The sequence below is a fragment of the Staphylococcus aureus genome, from assembly GCF_001027105.1.
GTDB classification, from domain to species: Bacteria; Bacillota; Bacilli; order Staphylococcales; family Staphylococcaceae; genus Staphylococcus; species Staphylococcus aureus.
The window spans coordinates 1,630,211-1,650,806 of the sequence record NZ_CP011526.1 but is presented as its reverse complement, the minus strand read 5'-3'; the positions used below and the strand labels follow the sequence as shown (position 1 = coordinate 1,650,806).

The 20,596-nt window shown below is 32.4% G+C and carries 20 protein-coding genes and 1 other annotated feature; of the genes, 19 read left to right on the top strand and 1 reads right to left on the bottom strand.

The features are described from left to right. The first annotated feature begins 115 nt into the window (after positions 1-115). From AA076_RS08230 to sel26, 19 genes are all read left to right on the top strand, one after another. The gene (locus AA076_RS08230) at positions 116-784 is read left to right on the top strand and encodes a tetratricopeptide repeat protein (RefSeq protein WP_000567028.1); all 669 of its coding nucleotides are present in this window, start codon (positions 116-118) and stop codon (positions 782-784) included. Between the two features lies 1 nt (position 785). Further along, positions 786-3,263: an SF1B family DNA helicase RecD2 gene (gene recD2, locus AA076_RS08225; RefSeq protein WP_001283311.1), complete on the top strand. Its 2,478-nt coding sequence runs from the start codon at positions 786-788 to the stop codon at positions 3,261-3,263. A 33-nt stretch (positions 3,264-3,296) separates the two neighbouring features. Beyond that, positions 3,297-3,474: a binding site (T-box leader), on the top strand. A gap of 131 nt (positions 3,475-3,605) precedes the next feature. Beyond that, a complete protein-coding gene (gene alaS, locus AA076_RS08220) occupies positions 3,606-6,236 on the top strand; it encodes an alanine--tRNA ligase (RefSeq protein WP_000734064.1) in 2,631 nt (876 codons plus the stop codon). Positions 6,237-6,298: 62 nt separating this feature from the next. Further along, entirely contained in the window at positions 6,299-6,559 is a 261-nt protein-coding gene (locus tag AA076_RS08215) for an IreB family regulatory phosphoprotein (RefSeq protein ID WP_000426912.1), read from the top strand. A 3-nt stretch (positions 6,560-6,562) separates the two neighbouring features. After that, entirely contained in the window at positions 6,563-6,991 is a 429-nt protein-coding gene (gene ruvX / locus AA076_RS08210; RefSeq protein ID WP_000939059.1) for a Holliday junction resolvase RuvX, read from the top strand. Positions 6,992-7,005: 14 nt separating this feature from the next. Next, positions 7,006-7,314, top strand: coding sequence for a DUF1292 domain-containing protein (locus tag AA076_RS08205; RefSeq protein ID WP_000134779.1), 309 nt, complete (start codon positions 7,006-7,008; stop codon positions 7,312-7,314). Between the two features lie 284 nt (positions 7,315-7,598). Then, positions 7,599-8,237, top strand: coding sequence for an O-methyltransferase (locus tag AA076_RS08200; protein WP_000342266.1), 639 nt, complete (start codon positions 7,599-7,601; stop codon positions 8,235-8,237). 2 nt (positions 8,238-8,239) lie between these two features. Further along, a complete protein-coding gene (locus tag AA076_RS08195) occupies positions 8,240-9,163 on the top strand; it encodes a peptidase U32 family protein (RefSeq protein ID WP_000137775.1) in 924 nt (307 codons plus the stop codon). An 11-nt stretch (positions 9,164-9,174) separates the two neighbouring features. Then, on the top strand, positions 9,175-10,443 hold the full coding sequence (locus AA076_RS08190; RefSeq protein WP_000848304.1) for a peptidase U32 family protein: 1,269 nt from the start codon (positions 9,175-9,177) through the stop codon (positions 10,441-10,443). After that, positions 10,443-11,066: a uridine kinase gene (gene udk, locus AA076_RS08185; protein WP_000648617.1), complete on the top strand. Its 624-nt coding sequence runs from the start codon at positions 10,443-10,445 to the stop codon at positions 11,064-11,066. Before AA076_RS08190 ends, udk begins: the two co-directional genes overlap by 1 nt. Before the next feature lie 27 nt (positions 11,067-11,093). After that, complete coding sequence (gene greA, locus AA076_RS08180) at positions 11,094-11,570, top strand: transcription elongation factor GreA (RefSeq protein WP_000431312.1); 477 nt, start codon at positions 11,094-11,096, stop codon at positions 11,568-11,570. Between the two features lie 325 nt (positions 11,571-11,895). After that, a complete protein-coding gene (pxpB, locus tag AA076_RS08175; RefSeq protein ID WP_000383180.1) occupies positions 11,896-12,630 on the top strand; it encodes a 5-oxoprolinase subunit PxpB in 735 nt (244 codons plus the stop codon). Further along, entirely contained in the window at positions 12,620-13,630 is a 1,011-nt protein-coding gene (locus AA076_RS08170; RefSeq protein ID WP_000023316.1) for a 5-oxoprolinase subunit C family protein, read from the top strand. The genes pxpB and AA076_RS08170 overlap by 11 nt, the downstream gene beginning before the upstream one ends. A 1-nt stretch (position 13,631) precedes the next feature. Further along, positions 13,632-14,081 carry an acetyl-CoA carboxylase biotin carboxyl carrier protein gene (locus tag AA076_RS08165; protein WP_001019337.1) on the top strand — a complete coding sequence of 150 codons (450 nt, stop codon included), beginning with the start codon at positions 13,632-13,634 and terminating at the stop codon, positions 14,079-14,081. A gap of 13 nt (positions 14,082-14,094) precedes the next feature. After that, a complete protein-coding gene (locus tag AA076_RS08160) occupies positions 14,095-15,456 on the top strand; it encodes an acetyl-CoA carboxylase biotin carboxylase subunit (protein ID WP_000942744.1) in 1,362 nt (453 codons plus the stop codon). Further along, positions 15,456-16,208, top strand: a complete 753-nt coding sequence (gene pxpA / locus AA076_RS08155; RefSeq protein WP_001261795.1) for a 5-oxoprolinase subunit PxpA — start codon at positions 15,456-15,458, stop codon at positions 16,206-16,208. Before AA076_RS08160 ends, pxpA begins: the two co-directional genes overlap by 1 nt. Positions 16,209-16,220: 12 nt before the next feature. Next, positions 16,221-17,450, top strand: a complete 1,230-nt coding sequence (locus AA076_RS08150) for an NRAMP family divalent metal transporter (protein WP_000533238.1) — start codon at positions 16,221-16,223, stop codon at positions 17,448-17,450. 288 nt (positions 17,451-17,738) lie between these two features. Continuing rightward, positions 17,739-18,959, top strand: coding sequence for a Fic family protein (locus tag AA076_RS08145; protein ID WP_000542309.1), 1,221 nt, complete (start codon positions 17,739-17,741; stop codon positions 18,957-18,959). A gap of 413 nt (positions 18,960-19,372) precedes the next feature. Continuing rightward, complete coding sequence (sel26, locus tag AA076_RS08140; protein WP_001548981.1) at positions 19,373-20,125, top strand: staphylococcal enterotoxin type 26; 753 nt, start codon at positions 19,373-19,375, stop codon at positions 20,123-20,125. Between the two features lie 201 nt (positions 20,126-20,326). Here the strand turns inward: sel26 and AA076_RS08135 are convergent, their stop codons facing one another. Then, the gene (locus AA076_RS08135) at positions 20,327-20,596 is read right to left on the bottom strand and encodes a hypothetical protein (protein ID WP_000829750.1); all 270 of its coding nucleotides are present in this window, start codon (positions 20,594-20,596) and stop codon (positions 20,327-20,329) included.

The following is a 20,596-nucleotide window of genomic DNA, read 5'->3' as shown; positions in this document are numbered from 1 at the left end:
ATTCCCGCTTTTTCATGAATGAAGATGATATTAGATTATATTTTATTCGTTGTTAAGTGATTCGAGACATACAATTTATCAAGATGTTATAATTGATGAGAAATGAGGTTCGTAAATGATAGATCAACAAACAATTTATCAATACATACAAAATGGAAAAATAGAAGAAGCGTTACAAGCATTGTTCGGAAATATCGAAGAAAATCCTACAATTATTGAAAATTATATTAATGCTGGTATCGTACTTGCTGATGCGAATGAGATTGAAAAGGCAGAGCGTTTTTTCCAAAAAGCTTTAACAATAGATCCGAAGAATGGCGTCGTATTTTTTAATCTAGCAAATGTATATTATAATCAGCAACGTTATCAAGAAGCTATTAAATTATATCAACAAGCATTACAAACAGAGATTGAACAAGTTGATTGTAATTATATGATCGGTATGGCGTTTAATCAGTTAGAATCATTTAAGCTGGCATTGCCGTATTTAATGACTGCTGCGGAACTAGATAAAGACAAAGATGCAGAAGTTCAATTTCAATATGGTCTTGTATTATGTCAATTAGAAATGTTTAATGAAGCCATAACTCAACTTAAACATGTATTAACGATTGATAAAAATCATGTTGATGCAAGATACAATTTGGGCTTAGCGTTATTTATGAAAAATGAAGATATTGATGAAGCAATAACTCATTTTAAAGAAGCTGTGACTATCGACCCTAAACACTTATTAAGTCAGCATGCGCTGAAAACATTCACTAAAATGAAAGAGGAGGAGTAACATGTCAGACCCTACACTATTTGATTATTCAATGATCAAAGGTACTGTTGAAGCGATATTGTTTCAAAACAGTGATAATTTTTATACAGTGCTTAAAGTAGATACTATTGAAACAAATGAAGACTTTGATACAATGCCAACTGTTGTAGGGTTTCTTCCGAATATTGTTGAAGGCGATGTCTACACATTTAAAGGGCAAGTTGTTGATCATCCACGTTATGGTAAACAATTAAAAGCAGAGACTTTTGAAAAAGAAATGCCACAAACGAAAGAAGCAATTATAAGTTATTTATCTAGTGATTTGTTTAAAGGTGTAGGTAAAAAGACAGCTCAAAATATTGTTAATACATTAGGTGACAATGCGATAAATGATATATTAGATGACCATTCAGTGCTAGAAAAAGTTTCGGGATTATCTAAAAAGAAACAGAAACAAATTGCAGAACAAATTTCAGCAAATCAAGAATCTGAAAAAATAATGATTCGTTTACATGATTTAGGGTTTGGTCCTAAACTTTCAATGGCAATTTATCAGTTTTATCTCGGCGATACACTGACTATTTTAGATCGAAATCCATATCAATTGATTTATGATATTAAAGGTATTGGTTTTAATAAAGCAGATCAACTTGCTAGAAATATTGGTATCGCTTATAACGATAATGAACGATTAAAAGCTGCGTTGCTCTATACGTTAGAAGAAGAATGTATTAAACAGGGACATACATATTTGCCTATCAATGTTGTTATAGATTTAACGGTTGATGTATTAAATTATCAAGATGAAGAGGTCATCGAACCTGAAAAATTAGACGAAATGTTGCAATACTTAAATGAGGAAAAACGACTAATTATTGACAATGAACAAGTTGCAATTCCAAGTTTGTATTATTCTGAAATCAAAAGTGTTCAAAACTTATTCAGAATAAAGACGCATACAAATAAACTTACAGAAATTGAACAGTCAGATTTACAAATGCATATTGGTGAAATAGAAGATGCGAATCAAGTGAACTATGCAGCTTCACAAAAAGAAGCTTTGCAAACGGCTATCAATTCTAAGGTGATGCTATTAACCGGTGGACCGGGAACAGGAAAAACGACAGTAATTAAAGGTATTGTTGAATTATATGCTGAGATTCATGGCTTATCATTAGATTATGATGATTATGTCAATGATGATTATCCAGTTGTATTAGCAGCGCCAACAGGAAGAGCGTCTAAGAGACTACAAGAGTCAACTGGATTAGAAGCAATGACGATTCATCGTTTAATAGGTTGGAATCAAGACACAAAGCCAGAGGATATATTAGAAAATGAAATAAACGCACGACTCATAATCATTGATGAGATGTCTATGGTAGATACTTGGTTGTTCCACCAATTTTTAAGTGCAGTTCCTTTAGATGCACAATTGATATTTGTAGGTGATGAGGACCAATTGCCTTCTGTAGGTCCTGGTCAAGTATTTAAAGATTTAATTGAATCGAAAGCTATACCACGAGTAAATCTGACTGAAGTATATCGTCAACAAGATGGTTCAAGCATTATAGAATTAGCACATCGAATGAAGTTGGGTCAGAAAATTGATATTACACAGCGTTTTCATGATAGAAGTTTTATTAACTGTCAGGCAAACCAAATACCAACAGTTGTTGAGAAGGTAGTTACTAGTGCTGTTAATAAAGGGTATACTATGGCTGATATTCAAGTGCTTGCACCAATGTATAAAGGAAATGCCGGTATTAAACGTTTAAATCAAGTTTTACAAGATATTTTAAACCCTAAAAAGAAAGACACACGAGAAATTGAGTTTGGTGATGTAGTCTTTAGAAAAGGTGACAAAGTATTACAACTTGTTAATAGGCCAAATGATAACATATTCAATGGTGACATAGGAGTTATTGTTGGTATTTTTTGGGCGAAAGAAAATGCCCTTAATAAAGATGTACTTGTTGTGGATTTTGAAGGTAATGAAATTACATTTACGAAACAAGATATGATGGAATTAACACATGCTTATTGTACATCAATCCATAAATCACAAGGTTCAGAATTTCCTATTGTTATCATGCCTATTGTTAAACAGTATTTTAGAATGTTACAAAGACCGATATTATATACTGGTTTAACTAGAGCGAAAACGAGTTTAGTTTTACTTGGTGATCCGGAAGCATTTGATATTGGATTGAAAACAAATGGTCAAGCGCGTTTAACACAATTATGTACATTGTTGAAAAATTATTTTAATTCAGAAGATGAAGAAATGCTGGAAAACACAGCAACTAATGATACAGGAGCTTCACAAACGACAATAGATGATCAAGTAGAAGCGCCAATGTCATCGAATGATAGTGAAGAAGTTATGTCTGATTCAACAAAAACAGATACAAATGTATTAACGGAAGCTACAATGTTTAAAATTGACCCAATGATTAATATGGGAGAAATCACGCCGTATGACTTTATAGAACGTTGACAACAAGCGTAAATGTAACTAAAATAGAATTAAATTCGTATAAAGATGAGTAGTTAATGATTTGTTTATCAGAGATGTACTGGTTGGTGAAAAGTACAACAAACATTAGTGAACGCTACTTTATGCACAACTGTATAGTCGAATTAAAGTGATAAATGTGTTGAATTGCATTTATAACTAGGGTGGTACCGCGATAACGTTCGTCCCTTTTGAGGATGGGCGTTTTTTATTTTTTAATAATAAAAAATGATATTGATTTATACTAGTTTTGCAAATCGACTATCTGTGTCATCAATTTTTATGGAATGGTAATTTAAAAACAGTAAATAGGATGTGTAAATGATGAAAAAGTTAAAAGCGAGTGAAATTAGACAAAAATATCTAGATTTCTTTGTTGAAAAAGGACATATGGTTGAACCTTCTGCACCATTAGTGCCAATTGATGATGATACATTATTATGGATTAATTCAGGTGTAGCAACATTAAAGAAATATTTTGATGGACGTGAAACACCTAAAAAGCCAAGAATTGTAAACTCTCAAAAAGCTATTCGTACAAATGATATTGAAAATGTTGGTTTCACAGCGCGTCACCATACATTCTTTGAAATGTTAGGTAACTTCTCAATTGGTGATTATTTTAAACAAGAAGCGATTGAATTTGCTTGGGAATTTTTAACGAGTGATAAATGGATGGGTATGGAGCCAGATAAATTGTACGTTACGATTCATCCGGAAGATATGGAAGCATACAACATTTGGCATAAAGATATTGGGCTTGAAGAAAGTCGTATTATTCGCATTGAAGGTAACTTCTGGGATATTGGTGAAGGGCCTTCAGGACCGAACACTGAGATTTTCTATGATCGCGGAGAAGCATATGGACAAGACGATCCGGCAGAAGAAATGTATCCAGGTGGAGAAAATGAACGCTATCTTGAAGTATGGAACTTAGTATTTAGTGAATTCAATCATAATAAAGATCATAGTTACACACCATTACCTAATAAAAATATTGATACTGGCATGGGGCTTGAGCGTATGGCCTCAGTTTCTCAAAATGTACGTACTAACTATGAAACAGATTTATTTATGCCTATAATGAATGAAATCGAAAAAGTATCAGGTAAACAATATTTAGTAAACAACGAACAAGATGTGGCATTTAAAGTAATTGCTGACCACATTCGTACGATTGCATTTGCAATTTCTGATGGTGCATTACCTGCCAATGAAGGTAGAGGGTATGTATTACGTCGATTGTTACGTCGTGCCGTTCGTTTTAGTCAAACGTTAGGAATCAATGAGCCATTTATGTACAAACTTGTTGATATTGTTGCAGACATTATGGAACCATATTATCCAAATGTTAAGGAAAAAGCAGATTTCATTAAGCGTGTTATAAAGTCTGAAGAAGAACGATTCCATGAAACATTAGAAGATGGTTTAGCGATTTTAAATGAATTAATTAAAAAAGCTAAAGCGACAACAAATGAAATTAATGGGAAAGATGCATTTAAATTGTATGATACGTATGGGTTCCCAATTGAATTAACTGAAGAAATAGCAGTGCAAGCAGGATTGAAAGTTGATATGACAACATTCGAGTCAGAAATGCAACAACAACGTGATCGTGCACGTCAAGCACGTCAAAATTCTCAATCAATGCAAGTTCAAAGTGAAGTATTGAAAAATATTACATCTGCAAGTACTTTTGTTGGTTATGATACTGCGACAGCTCAAACAACACTAACACACTTGATATACAATGGTGAAGAAGTTTCACAAGTTGAAGCGGGTGAAACAGTATACTTCATGTTAACGGAAACACCATTTTATGCAATCAGTGGTGGACAAGTTGCGGATACAGGTATTGTTTATAATGACAATTTTGAAATTGCTGTTAGTGAAGTAACCAAAGCACCAAATGGTCAAAACTTGCATAAAGGAGTAGTACAATTTGGCCAAGTAAATGTTGGCGCTACAGTGTCTGCTGAAGTGAACCAAAATGATCGACGTGACATTCAAAAGAACCATAGTGCAACACATTTATTACATGCAGCGTTGAAATCAGTACTGGGTGATCATGTTAACCAAGCTGGTTCACTAGTAGAAGCAGATCGTTTACGTTTTGATTTCTCTCATTTTGGTCCAATGACTAATGATGAAATTGATCAAGTTGAACGCTTAGTAAATGAAGAAATTTGGAAAGGTATTGACGTTAACATTCAAGAAATGGATATTGCTTCAGCTAAAGAAATGGGCGCAATGGCATTATTCGGTGAAAAATATGGTGATGTTGTGCGTGTAGTAAATATGGCACCATTTTCAATTGAATTATGTGGTGGTATTCATGTCCGCAATACTTCTGAAATTGGCTTATTCAAAATAGTAAGTGAGTCAGGTACAGGAGCTGGTGTGCGTCGTATTGAAGCATTAACAGGTAAAGCAGCTTTCTTATATTTAGAAGATATTCAAGAGAAATTTAATACGATGAAATCACAGCTGAAAGTGAAATCTGATGATCAAGTAGTCGATAAGTTAACACAATTACAAGATGAAGAAAAAGCATTATTAAAACAATTAGAGCAACGTGACAAAGAAATCACATCACTTAAAATGGGTAATATTGAAGATCAAGTTGAAGAAATCAATGGCTATAAAGTATTGGTTACTGAAGTGGATGTACCAAATGCGAAAGCAATTCGCTCGACAATGGACGATTTTAAATCTAAACTACAAGATACAATTATCATTCTTGCAAGTAATGTTGATGATAAAGTATCGATGGTTGCAACTGTCCCTAAATCTTTAACAAATAACGTTAAAGCCGGTGATCTTATCAAACAAATGGCACCAATCGTTGGTGGTAAAGGTGGCGGTCGTCCAGATATGGCTCAAGGTGGCGGTACACAACCTGAAAATATCTCAAAATCATTAAGCTTTATTAAAGATTACATTAAAAATCTATAATTTAAAGCCATAATATTGTATGATGATAGTGAGTTATATTTGTAATTAAAGGAGTGTCGCAAATGGAAAACTTTGATAAAACAATGAAATTCGACTATGAAGAACTTCCAACGCAAGATGTAAGAGATGTTTTAAATAATGTTTATCGAACATTAGATGAACGAGGATATAATGCCGTAAACCAAATTGTAGGTTATTTATTATCAGGTGACCCTGCGTATATTCCACGCCAAAATGAAGCAAGAAATCAAATTCGTCATATTGATAGAGATGTTATTATGGAAGAGCTTGTTTCTTACTATTTAAAAGAGCAAAATAAATAATTTATGTTACAACATAAAATTTTAGGACTCGATGTCGGTAGTAGAACGGTAGGAATTGCAATTAGTGATATAATGGGTTGGACGGCACAAGGATTAGACACACTCCGAATCAATGAAGAAAATAATGAATTAGGTATTGACCAATTAGTAGACATTATTAAAAAACATAATGTGGGTACAGTCGTAATAGGACTACCTAAAAACATGAATAATTCAATAGGATTTCGAGGCGAAGCTTCGTTAACATATAAAGAAAAATTATTAGAAGCTTATCCTTCTATTGAGATTGTGATGTGGGATGAAAGATTAAGCACAATGGCTGCTGAACGATCATTATTAGAAGCAGATGTTTCAAGACAAAAAAGAAAACAAGTGATTGATAAAATGGCAGCGGTATTTATTTTACAAGGCTATTTAGATTCACTACATTAAAAGGAGATTTTACTATGACTGAACATAATCATGATTCACAACTAGAAATTAATAACGAAGAAGAATTATTAACTTTATTCGATGAAGAGGGAAATGAAGTTTTATACCGAAAAGTTTTAGAATTTTATCATCCTGAATTCAAAAAAGAGTATGTTATCTTAGCTGAAGAAGGTGCTCAATCAGATGAAGACGATATGATTGAGCTTGTACCAATGATCAATGAACCAGATGAGTCAGGTGACGGTGGTAAGTTAGTACCAATCGAAACTGATGAAGAATGGGACATGATTGAAGAAGTTGTAAATACTGAAATGGAAGAATAATTAAAAAGATTTTACTCTTGCTAACCTTAAAGATGGGGAGGCAAGAGTATTTTTTAAGTCAAGCAATGTATAAATAATTAACGCTTATAATTTTATTGAAAATATGGTAAAATATCTAAAGTTAAATTTTATATGAATGATTCGCTTCTATAAATAAAATAGCTTTGCGTCTAACACGAAATCAGTCATTTAATTGGTTGGCAAAATTATAATCAATTGTGAAGGCTGATTTATTTTATTGTCATAATCATATTGACTTATTTTACATAAAGGAAGTTTAAAACATGGATGACCTAAATAAAAAATATTTAATAGATTTACATCAACATCAAAATAGTTCAATCGAAGTTTTGCGTGAATTTGCCGAGGTAAATGAAGTGCCAATTGTAGATCGTTTAACATTAGATTTAATTAAGCAATTAATTCGTATGAATAATGTTAAAAATATTTTAGAAATTGGTACAGCAATCGGCTATAGTTCTATGCAATTCGCTTCTATATCTGATGACATTCATGTCACAACGATAGAGCGTAATGAAACGATGATTCAATATGCTAAACAAAATTTAGCTACTTATCATTTTGAAAACCAGGTTCGAATTATTGAAGGTAATGCTTTAGAGCAATTTGAAAATGTAAATGACAAAGTTTATGATATGATATTTATTGATGCAGCAAAAGCGCAATCAAAGAAATTTTTTGAAATATATACACCACTTTTAAAGCACCAAGGTCTCGTAATTACAGATAATGTTTTATATCACGGTTTTGTATCGGATATTGGGATTGTTAGATCGAGAAATGTAAGACAAATGGTTAAAAAGGTTCAAGATTATAATGAGTGGTTAATAAAGCAACCAGGATATACAACGAATTTTTTAAATATAGACGATGGATTAGCGATTTCAATTAAAGGAGAATGACTATGACAGAATTACTTGTCACACCCAAGTCATTAAGCCATATGGAAACACTTATTGATTTAGGTGCAGATGCTTTTGTAATTGGCGAGCAAAAGTTTGGTTTAAGACTTCCAGGGGAATTCAATAGACAACAAATGACAGAGGCTGTCGCATTAGCTCACAAAAACGATAAAAAAGTATATGCGGCAGTGAATGGATTATTTCATAATTATCATTTAGATGCTGTAGAAGATTATATTAATTTTTTACATGAAATACGAGTTGACAGAATTATTTTCGGGGATCCAGCAGTAGTAATGTATGTGAAGGCGCAAGAAAATCCAATACCACTTCATTGGAATGCAGAGACGTTAGTAACTAATCATTTTCAATGTAATTACTGGGGTAAAAGAGGCGCATCAAGAGCTGTCTTAGCACGTGAGCTGAATTTGGATGAAATTATTAATATAAAAGAAAATTCAAATGTGGAAATTGAGGTGCAAGTTCAAGGAATGACTTGTATGTTTCAATCAAAGCGTATGCTACTAGGCAATTATTATACGTTCCAAGATCGCCAAATGAAAATTGAACGTCGCAATGATGAACAATCTTTATTACTTTATGATGAAGAAAGACAAAATAATTACCCAGTTTACGAAGATTACAATGGTACGCACATTATGTCACCAAACGACATTTGTTTAATTGAAGAATTAGCACCATTTTTTGAGGCGGGTATAGATTCATTTAAAATCGATGGTATTCTACAAACGGAAGAATATATTAATGTGGTAACGGAACAGTATCGTCAAGCGATAGATTTGTACAATGAAGATCCTGAAATCTATGAAGATGAGAAATTTATGTTGATGGATCCAATTGAAGAAATTCAACCTGATCATCGACCATTTGACGAAGGTTTCTTATATAAACAAACAGTATATTAAGGAGGTTAATCATGAAGACAATAGAAGAGATTAAATCAACTCCTAAAACAGTTATGAAGAAACCAGAATTATTAGCACCTGCTGGAAACTTAGAAAAGTTAAAAATAGCAGTACATTATGGCGCTGATGCCGTATTTTTAGGTGGTCAAGAATATGGATTACGTTCAAATGCTGATAATTTCACGATGGAAGAAATAGCTGAAGGTGTTGAATTTGCGAACCGTTACGGTGCCAAAATTTATGTTACGACAAATATTATTGCACATGATGAGAATATTGAAGGTCTAGAATCATATTTGCGTAATTTGGAAAAGACTGGTGCGACAGGTATCATTGTTGCAGATCCTTTAATTATCGAAACATGTAAAGAAGTTGCGCCAAAACTTGAAATTCATTTATCTACTCAACAATCACTTTCTAATTACAAAGCTGTAGAATATTGGAAAGAAGAAGGATTGGATCGTGTTGTATTAGCACGTGAGACCGGCGCGATGGAAATGCGTGAAATGAAGGAAAAAGTAGATATTGAAATCGAAGCATTTATTCATGGTGCTATGTGTATCGCCTATTCAGGTAGATGTACATTAAGTAATCATATGACTGCAAGGGATTCCAACAGAGGCGGTTGCTGTCAAAGTTGCCGTTGGGATTATGAATTATTAGAAGTTGATGATAATGGTGAACTTGATGTTTTTTATAATCAAGGTGAAGTTACACCGTTTGCGATGAGTCCTAAAGATTTAAAATTAATCGAATCAATTCCTCAAATGATGGATATTGGTGTGGACTCATTAAAAATTGAAGGACGTATGAAGTCAATTCATTATATTGCAACAGTTGTCTCAGTATATCGTAAAGTCATTGATGCGTATGCGGCAGATCCTGACAACTTTAAGATTAATCCGGAATGGTTAATAGAGTTAGATAAATGTGCAAATAGAGACACTGCACCAGCATTCTTTGAGGGAACACCTGGTTATGAAGAACAGATGTTTGGTCAACAACAATCTAAAAAATCACCATTTGATTTTTGTGGTTTGGTATTAGACTATAATGAAGATACAAAAATTGCGACTATTCAACAACGAAATAACTTTAAACCAGGTCAAGAAATAGAATTCTTTGGTCCAGAAATTGAAACATTTACACAAGTAGTAGAAGCAATTTATGATGAAGAAGGTAACAGCTTAGACGCGGCGCGCCATCCATTACAAATCGTTCAAATTAAAGTGGATCGCCCGATATATCCAAACAACATGATGAGAAAGGAAATTGGCTAATGAAAGCTACTACAATCATTGGCATAGCTGGTGGATCTGGCTCAGGAAAAACAACTGTAACTAACGAAATTATGAAAAACTTAGAAGGTCATAGTGTCGCTTTACTTGCTCAAGATTACTATTATAAAGATCAAAAGCACTTGACTTTCGACGAGCGCCTAGAAACCAATTATGACCATCCATTTGCATTCGATAATGATTTATTAATTGAAAATCTTAAAGACTTGAAAAATGGTAAAGCAGTAGAAGTACCGACATATGATTATGCTAGTCATACAAGAAGTGACATTACCATTGATTTTAAACCTAAAGATGTTATTATCGTAGAAGGCATTTTCGCTTTAGAAAATAAGGTATTACGTGATATGATGGATGTTAAAATATATGTTGATACAGATGCAGACTTGAGAATATTACGCCGTTTAACACGAGATACTAAAGAGCGTGGGCGTTCAATGGACTCTGTTATCAATCAATATTTAAGTGTTGTTAGACCTATGCATGACCAATTTATTGAACCGACTAAGAAATATGCTGATATAATTATTCCTGAAGGTGGGAGCAATAAAGTTGCAATAGATATTATGACAACAAAAATTCAGTCTTTAGTTAGCAAGCAATAGTATAATTCAGTAAAGGAAGATGACAATATGGAAAATCAAAAGCAATATCCAATGACTCAAGAAGGTTTTGAAAAATTAGAGCGTGAACTTGAAGAATTAAAAACAGTTAAGCGTCCTGAAGTTGTAGAGAAAATTAAAGTTGCACGTTCATTTGGTGACTTATCAGAGAACTCTGAGTATGATGCAGCAAAAGATGAACAAGGATTCATCGAACAAGATATTCAAAGAATTGAGCATATGTTAAGAAATGCATTAATCATTGAAGATACTGGAGATAACAACGTTGTTAAAATTGGTAAAACAGTAACGTTTGTAGAATTACCAGGTGATGAAGAGGAAAGTTATCAAATCGTTGGTTCAGCTGAATCAGATGCATTTAATGGTAAGATTTCAAATGAATCACCAATGGCTAAAGCGTTAATTGGTAAAGGTTTAGATGATGAAGTTCGTGTTCCACTACCTAATGGTGGCGAAATGAACGTAAAAATTGTTAATATCCAATAAATGATCAAATAGATTATTTAATTGCGCGATTGAAGTGTGTTAATGATACTTCGGTCGTGCTTTTTTATATTCAAAATCAAAAAATCGGACAGATGAAAAGTAAAAATTTTCCATCAGACCGAATGATAGCAGAACCTAAATTAGTGTAAGAGTTACAATATTAACTACTCCATTTTAAAAAAGCAAAATATTTCCGAGAAAACAAATTGATTATCATTTGTTATTGTATGCGATTTGAATTACTTATTAAACAACTTGTGCTTCTCAATGATACAATGAAAAGGTATTCAATACTGGTTTATTGCAATACAAAGGGGGATTTAAAGTGGATGTAAGATTTATTAACGAGCAGACAATTATGATTTATTTTGAAAATAAAATATCCGAAGAGACATATCGTAATGTCACAGCAATGGTACGGTGGATACGAGAAAAAGAAATATTAGAAATTCAAGATATTGTCCCTTCGTATCGAGCAGTTCTAATATATTTTGATGAACAAGCTATAACATCTTCTAAATTAATTGAAAATTTAGAACTTAACAAATTTAATGAAAAAAATGTTCATGCTGTGAATCAAACCAATCGTATTATTAAAATACCTGTTCAATATGGTGGTACATATGGACCAGATATTGAAGAAGTAGCAAAGCATAATCGAATAACTGTTGAGCAAGTTATTGAAAAACATACAAGTAAACCTTATTTAATATATATGCTAGGATTTATGCCAGGATTTCCATACTTAGGCGGACTTGATGAACAACTACATACACCTAGACGTAATCAGCCAAGGTTAAAAATTCATGCAGGTTCTGTAGGTATTGCGAATAATCAAACAGGACTATATCCATCAGATTCTCCTGGCGGATGGCAAATTATTGGACGCACACCGTTAAAAGTATTTAGCAGCGAGCGTGAACCAATGTCAATGTACGAAGCAGGAGAATGGATACAATTTTATGCAATAGATGAACAGAAATTTATACAAATCGAAAGAGATATATCAGATGGCAACTTTAATGTTGATGACTGGGTGGTGATTGAAAATGTCAATTAAGATTTTACAACCAGGTCTCTTTTCAACGGTACAAGATCTAGGAAGAATAGGTTATGAACATATTGGATTTTCAGGCGCAGGTGCCATGGATCAATTTAGTTTTAAGGTTGCGCAGTCATTAATTAACAATGATGGTCCAGCGATTGAATATACTTTGATTGGTCCTACCATTCAATTTAATACGCAAAATACATTTGTTATAACCGGTGGTAGTATTAATGCTTCGCTAAATAATAAAACTATATCAATGAATTCTGTCATATTAGCTGAGAAAGGTGACATTTTAAAAATAGGTGCTATAACCAAAGGTGCACGCGGTTATCTTACTTTTGGTCATTCTATCAACGTACCTTCTATTGCTGAAAGTTATGCAACACATACCCGAAGCAGTATAGGAGGATTCAAAGGTAGAAAGTTATTAGCTGATGATGTAATAACAGTGAAAATAAATAATGACTTTAAAGAAAACATTGGAAAGACGATTCATTTACAGGACGATTTATTGCCAGAAAATAATATTATACACATTCTTCAAGGACCTCAATTCGAGGCATTTTCTGAAGAGGCTAGAGCGAAAATTGTAAATCATCCATATTTAATTACTGAACAATCAGACCGTATGGGCTATCGTTTGGAAGGTGACAGCGTTGCACCAATTAATCAAGCAGATATCATTTCTGAACCGGTTGCTCTTGGTAGTGTTCAGGTACCAAATGATGGTCAACCTATTATTCTGCTTAATGATAAACAAACGATAGGTGGTTATACCAAAATTGCAACTGTATGCAAATTTGATCTGCCAAAGTTAGCACAGATGAAACCACAAGATACAATTCAATTTAAATGGATATCATTCCAAGAAGCTGTAGATAAGAATCGGGAACAAATGTCTCTGTTTAATGAAATTCTTAAGAGTCATCAAAAGACTCCAATTTTTGATACATCTAGCTTGCGACATACTTCGAAAAAATTAGCAACAATTTTAAAAGGGGATTTGTAAAATGAATATTGAAAAAATCGAACAAATAATCAAATTAGTGAAGGAAAATGATGTTAAGAAATTTAAATATAAAAATTTTGAAGATGAAATAGAAATTGACTTCACTGACTCGAATCATTTGGCTGCACACAGTAATCAATCAAATCAAAGTATGAACAATAATGATTTGACAGCTTCAAAAGCGAATGATAACTCCGATGTTTCGACAAATGATTATCATGACATTAAATCACCAATGATAGGTACATTCTTTTTACAAGATAGTAAAGAATTAACTGAACCAATTGTGAATGTCGGTGACAAAGTTAACAAGGGAGATATTATAGGATATGTTGAAGCGATGAAAGTATTAAACGAGGTAACAACAGATGTTGCTGGAGAAATTACTGAAATAGTAGCTGATCATGGCACAAATGTTGAATACGACCAAGTTTTGGTACGTATTAAGTAAAGGGGGTAAGTAAATGCTTCGTTGTTTAATTGCGAACAGAGGTGAAATTGCTGTAAGGATTATAAGAGCTTGCAGAGAATATGGGATTGAAACTGTAGCAGTTTATGCAAAAGGGGACGAGCAAAGCTTGCATGTACATTTAGCAGATCAAGCTATATGTATTGGGGAAGCTAATGCTTTAGATAGTTATTTAAATATTGACCGCATCATATCTGCTGCACAAATCACTGGTGCTAATGCAATTCACCCAGGATATGGCTTTTTATCAGAATCAACAAAATTTGCTCAAACCGTTGAGGAACAAGGCATAGCGTTTATAGGGCCTACTAAAAAAACGATGGAAATGATGGGGGATAAAATAACAGCAAGACAAACAGTTCATCATGCAGGTGTTCCTGTGATTCCAGGATCAAATGGTGCTGTGAATCATGTGTCTGAAATTGAGAATCTTGCCAAAGACATCGGTTATCCAGTTGTTATCAAAGCTGCCAGTGGCGGTGGTGGTAAAGGTATACGTATTGTAAAGAAAGCTGAAGATTTAGAAAAGGCATTTAAAGAAGCTAAAAGTGAAGGAAAAAAATACTTTGATGATGATCGTGTTTATGTTGAGGCTTTTATACCTGTTGCAAAACATGTTGAAGTTCAAGTTATGGGAGATGGGCAGGATAATTATGTACATTTAGGGGAACGTGATTGTTCTGTACAACGTAAAAATCAAAAATTAATCGAAGAATCTCCTTGTGCAGCATTAACTGAAGAAAGACGACAACAAATATGTAACGATGCTGTTAAAGTTGCACGTGCAGCAAATTATAGAAGTGCAGGTACGATTGAATTTTTAGTAACTGATACCGCACATTACTTTATTGAAATGAATGCTCGAATACAAGTTGAACATACTGTTACAGAGATGCGAGCAGAACGTGATTTGGTTGCAGCACAACTGTATTTATTGGAACATAATCATTTACCTTTTTCACAAAGCGATATTCAATTTAATGGTCATGTGATAGAAGCGAGAATAAATGCCGAAAATCCTGAAAAGAAATTTCAACCAACACCAGGTAAAGTGACAGCGTTACATTTACCTCAAGGCTTTAATGTGCGAGTCGATTCTTTACTATATCACGGTTATCAAGTTTCACCATATTATGATTCTTTAGTAGCTAAAGTAATTGTAAAATCTCATGATAGAGCTTCAGCAATTGATAAGTTGAAAGTCACCTTAGATGAAATGGTGATAGATGGATTTTCTACAACTGCCGATTTTTTATATGCAGTTTTAAATTATCCACTATATCGTGATGGAGATGCAAAAGATGTTGATATTAAATTTTTAGAAAAACATCAAATTGTTAAAGGGGTGGAATTATAATGCGAGTTGATTTGAATTGTGATTTAGGCGAAGCATTTGGAAATTATTCCTTTGGTGGTGATCATCAAATTATTCCGTTAATTACAAGTGCGAATGTTGCTTGTGGTTTTCACGCTGGTGATGAAAATGTAATGAATGAAACGGTAAAACTTGCCAAAGCACATAATGTTGCAGTAGGTGCACATCCTGGTTTACCTGATTTGAAAGGCTTTGGCAGACGAAATATAGATATCTCTAACGACGAGATTTATAATTTGATGATTTATCAATTAGGTGCATTACAAGGGTTTTGTCGCATTCATCAAGTTAAAATTAATCATGTTAAACCGCATGGTGCATTGTATCAGATGGGTGCAAAAGACAGAGAAATAGCAAACGTTATAGCACAAGCTGTTTATGACTTTGATCCATCACTAGTGTTAGTAGGATTAGCAAATTCATATCTAATTTCAGAAGCAAAGAATGTCGGATTAATTACAGCTTCTGAAGTGTTTGCTGATAGACGATACGAAGATGATGGGCAGCTCGTTAGTAGAAAAGAAAGTGATGCTGTGATTACTGATACTGACGAAGCACTTAAGCAGGTTTTAAAGATGGTGAAGGAAAATAAAGTTATTTCAAAAAACAATAAGGAAGTAACGTTACAAGCAGATACAATTTGTGTGCATGGTGATGGAGAACATGCATTATTATTTGTTTCGAAAATTAGAGAAATTTTAATGAAAGAAGGCATTGATATTCAATCCTTATAGGGGGCTAAAAAAATGGGGAGAAATTTAAAGCTTAAAAAAGAAAGTGACTTTGAATTCACAAAAAATCATAAAAGGTTATTATTAGGTTCTGTATTTTTGATGGCAACTTCTGCAATTGGGCCAGCATTTTTAACGCAAACAGCAGTATTTACATCACAATTTTTTGCAAGTTTCGCATTTGCCATATTACTGTCTATCATCATTGACATTGGTGCACAAATTAATATATGGCGCATATTAGTTGTAACTGGTTTAAGAGGTCAAGAAATATCAAATAAAGTTGTTCCTGGGCTTGGTACTGTTATCTCAATATTGATTGCATTTGGTGGTCTAGCTTTTAATATTGGTAATATTGCTGGTGCCGGTTTAGGTTTAAATGCAATTTTTGGATTAGATGTAAAATGGGGCGCAGCTATTACTGCAATCTTTGCAATATTAATCTTTGTAAGTAAAAGTGGCCAAAAAATTATGGACGTTGTTTCAATGATTCTTGGTATTGTGATGATTTTAGTTGTGGCATATGTGATGTTTGTTTCTAATCCACCTTATGGTGATGCTTTTGTGCATACATTTGCGCCAGAACATCCAATGAAATTAGTCTTGCCCATCATTACGTTAGTTGGTGGAACTGTAGGTGGTTATATTACCTTTGCAGGTGCACATCGTATATTAGACTCTGGCATTAAAGGTAAGCAATATTTACCATTTGTAAATCAATCAGCAATTGCTGGTATTTTAACTACAGGTATTATGAGAACGTTACTATTCCTAGCGGTATTAGGAGTTGTTGTAACAGGTGTGACACTAAGTTCTGAAAATCCACCAGCGTCAGTTTTTGAACACGCAATTGGACCAATTGGAAAGAATATTTTTGGTATTGTGTTATTTGCTGCAGCTATGTCATCAGTAATTGGCTCAGCATACACAAGCGCAACATTTTTAAAAACACTTCATAAATCACTTAACGAAAGAAGTAATTTAATTGTGATTGTGTTTATCGTTATTTCAACAATGATTTTCTTATTTATTGGAAAACCAATCAGCCTTTTAATTATAGCAGGCGCGATAAATGGATGGATTTTACCTATTACGTTAGGTGCAATTTTGATTGCAAGTAAAAAGAAATCAATTGTTGGTGATTATAAACACCCAAATTGGATGTTCATCTTTGGTATCGTTGCAGTACTTGTTACAATATTGACAGGTATATTCTCATTCAAAGAAGTACTTCAGTTATTTTAAAAGACATTTCGACTAATAGCATCACTGTAAATGTTGTTAGTATTAGGCAAGATATATTTTGATTTCCGGTGATTCATTTATAAAGCATAATTAGATATATTTTAAGGGAGAGTGGTGCATGACAAATGTACTGCTCTTTTTGTTGTGATGAAAAATCTTTTTCTATTGATTGAGAAAATAGTTATTTATATAGTTTTTAAAGAAAAAAAGTGATAATATTTAGCTAATCTAATGAAAATTGATTTATTGGACAAAAAATACATTTTAAATGAGTAGAGGAGGCTGCAAATGGGTTACAGAACTTTAAAAAGTATTTTTCATGAACACAATGAAAGTAAAATGAAGGAAGAGTATATTAAAAGATTTAATTCTTTAGCTTCTTTCAATACTAATATTAATATCATACCTATGGAAAATGGAAAAAAAGTTAATGATTTGGAATATCCTCTATTCTTTATGGTGACTAAAAATCTATCAAAAAAACAAGAATTAATATCAATTAATAGTAGAAAAATTGATAGAGCACTTAATTCTTTACCATATGCAGCTAGAGAACAATATTTTAATGATTTATTAATCGATGAATTACAAAGTACTAATGAAATTGAAAATGTATTTAGTACTAAACAAGAGATTGCACATGCGTTAAATAACCAAGCATCAGAATTTCTTAAGTTCAGAGGCCTCGTGGATCAATATAAAGAGATAGAACTTAATAAAAAAATTAAAGTTGATAATGTAAGAGACATTAGAGCGATTTATGATAAATTAGTTTCAAATGAAATTAACGAACAAGATAAGTTAGATGGAGAGCTATTTCGTAAAAATTTTGTCGGTGTGCATGATGGGTCAACGAATAAATATATACATGTTGGGTTACAACCTGAAACCAAAATTGTTGAATTTATAGGTGAAATGCTAACATTTTTAAAATATTTTGATGCGCCTCAGCCGTTCAAAATCATGGCTAGTCATTATCTGTTTGAATATATACATCCTTTTTATGATGGCAATGGTAGAGTTGGAAGATTTATAATTGCCAAGCTCTTGAGTGATTATTATGATAATTATACTGCTTTGACATTTTCATATGTTATAAATAGAAATAAATCGAAATATTACAAGGCGTTTATGACTGCTTCAAATCATTTGAATTGTGGTGATTTGACGGAATTTATTGACACAATGCTTGAGCTATTGATAGCAGGACAAGAAAGAATACTTGATGAGTTAATACCAAAAATGGATGCGACTGAAAAATTAACGCTTTATTTAACTAGTCATTATAAACAGATAGATTATGAATTTTTGTATCTCCTTTCAATGGATAAATTGTTTGGAAATAAAAGAAATAGATTAACATTAATTGATTTAGAAAACATATTGGGAGTAGGAAGAGTAAAAATTAATAATACAATTAAAAAATATGATAACTACTTAGTTAAAATTAAAAGTAGACCAACAATTTATGAGATAAGTGATGAATTTCTAAATTCGATTATAAAATAAATATAATATGTGATCAGCTATACTTATAGTATTTGTAAGATCGCGTAATTGCTTCATTGAAAAAATATATTTGTTGAGAGTGGTGCATGACAAATGTACTGCTCTTTTTGTTGTGTATCAGTATTGTGATGTTTTAATGAGAATATTATATGAATCATTATGAAATTTAATAAAAATAAAAGAAATGATTATCATTTTTTCTTATATACTGTTAAACGGTTTGGAATTTTTAGGTATACACTGTATTGGTTGATATAACTCAACTAATAATTGCGAACAGAGTATTTCAAATTGAAAAGTATTATGAGCGTGATACATAATCAAAATTGTAGGCTCAAGAACCACTACATAATAAACCATAAGCGGTTCTTTATCATTTATGTCTCGCTCTCAAATGTAAATTAATAATTGTTTTGGGGGAGTTTGAAGTTAAATATTTAACAGGATTTATTTTAATATTATTGTTAGAAGGAATTTTTACAAATTCAGCGAGTGCAATCGAATATTCAGACTTACATCATAAAAGTAAGTTTGATTCAAAGCGTCTAAGTAATGCTAAGATGTCATTCATCAATCCAACTCAGCTTGAAAATAAAAACACAAACGATAGACTGTTGAAGCATGATTTGTTATTTCATGACATGTTCGTAAATGATGATTGGAAAAAGGATTTTAAAGTTGAATTTGAAAATGAGGCACTTTCAAAGAAATTTATAAATAAGGATATCGATATATTTGCTGGAAATTATGGATACGGATGTCATGGGGGAGCAACCAATAAAACGCAATGTAGTTATGGTGGTGTTACTTTAAGTGACAATAATAAATACGATGATTATAAGAATATACCTTGTAATTTATGGATTGACGGACATCAAACAGAAATAGAACTAACTGCAGTAAAAACGAAAAAGAAAATTGTTACTATTCAAGAATTAGAGGTTCAATTAAGAAATTATTTGAATGAGAAGTATAAGTTGTACGAACAAGGTGGCGACATTGTTAAAGGGTATGTTAAATATTATAATGATGATGAACAAAATGTAGAATATGATTTTTATAATTTAAATGGTGAGTATGGTCGTGAGGTATTAAAAATGTATGCTGATAATAAAACTATCAATAGTGACAAATTGCATTTAGATATCTATTTATTCAAATCATAATTTAATTAAGTTAATCGTTAATAATCTTTGACAGTGAAATATAAAGTACCTGTCATTATGTTGTTACAAATAAAAACAGCAGTAAGGATGCTAACACTTAGAAAAGTCTTACTGCTGTTTTCTATTAGAATTATCTTTAATGCACAAAGGAATTCGATACGAAACAAATATGATTAACTGTGTAATTACAAAATAAAACTACTATAGTAAAAAGAAGATAAAGACGATGATAATAAATGCATCGAATATAATTTTCTTGATGTTTTTATCAACAACATCAGGTAAGGACATAAGTATAAATCCTAGAATTAGAGTGTAGCGACATATGTTCATAATTGTTGCTGTAAACTCGATATTAAATGAAAACTTTAAAAATATACTTATAAATAAAATGACAAACGACGCAATTGCAATAAAACTGCCGTATGTAGCTATCTTTGTTACGAGACTATTTTGATTATTTTCAGCCAT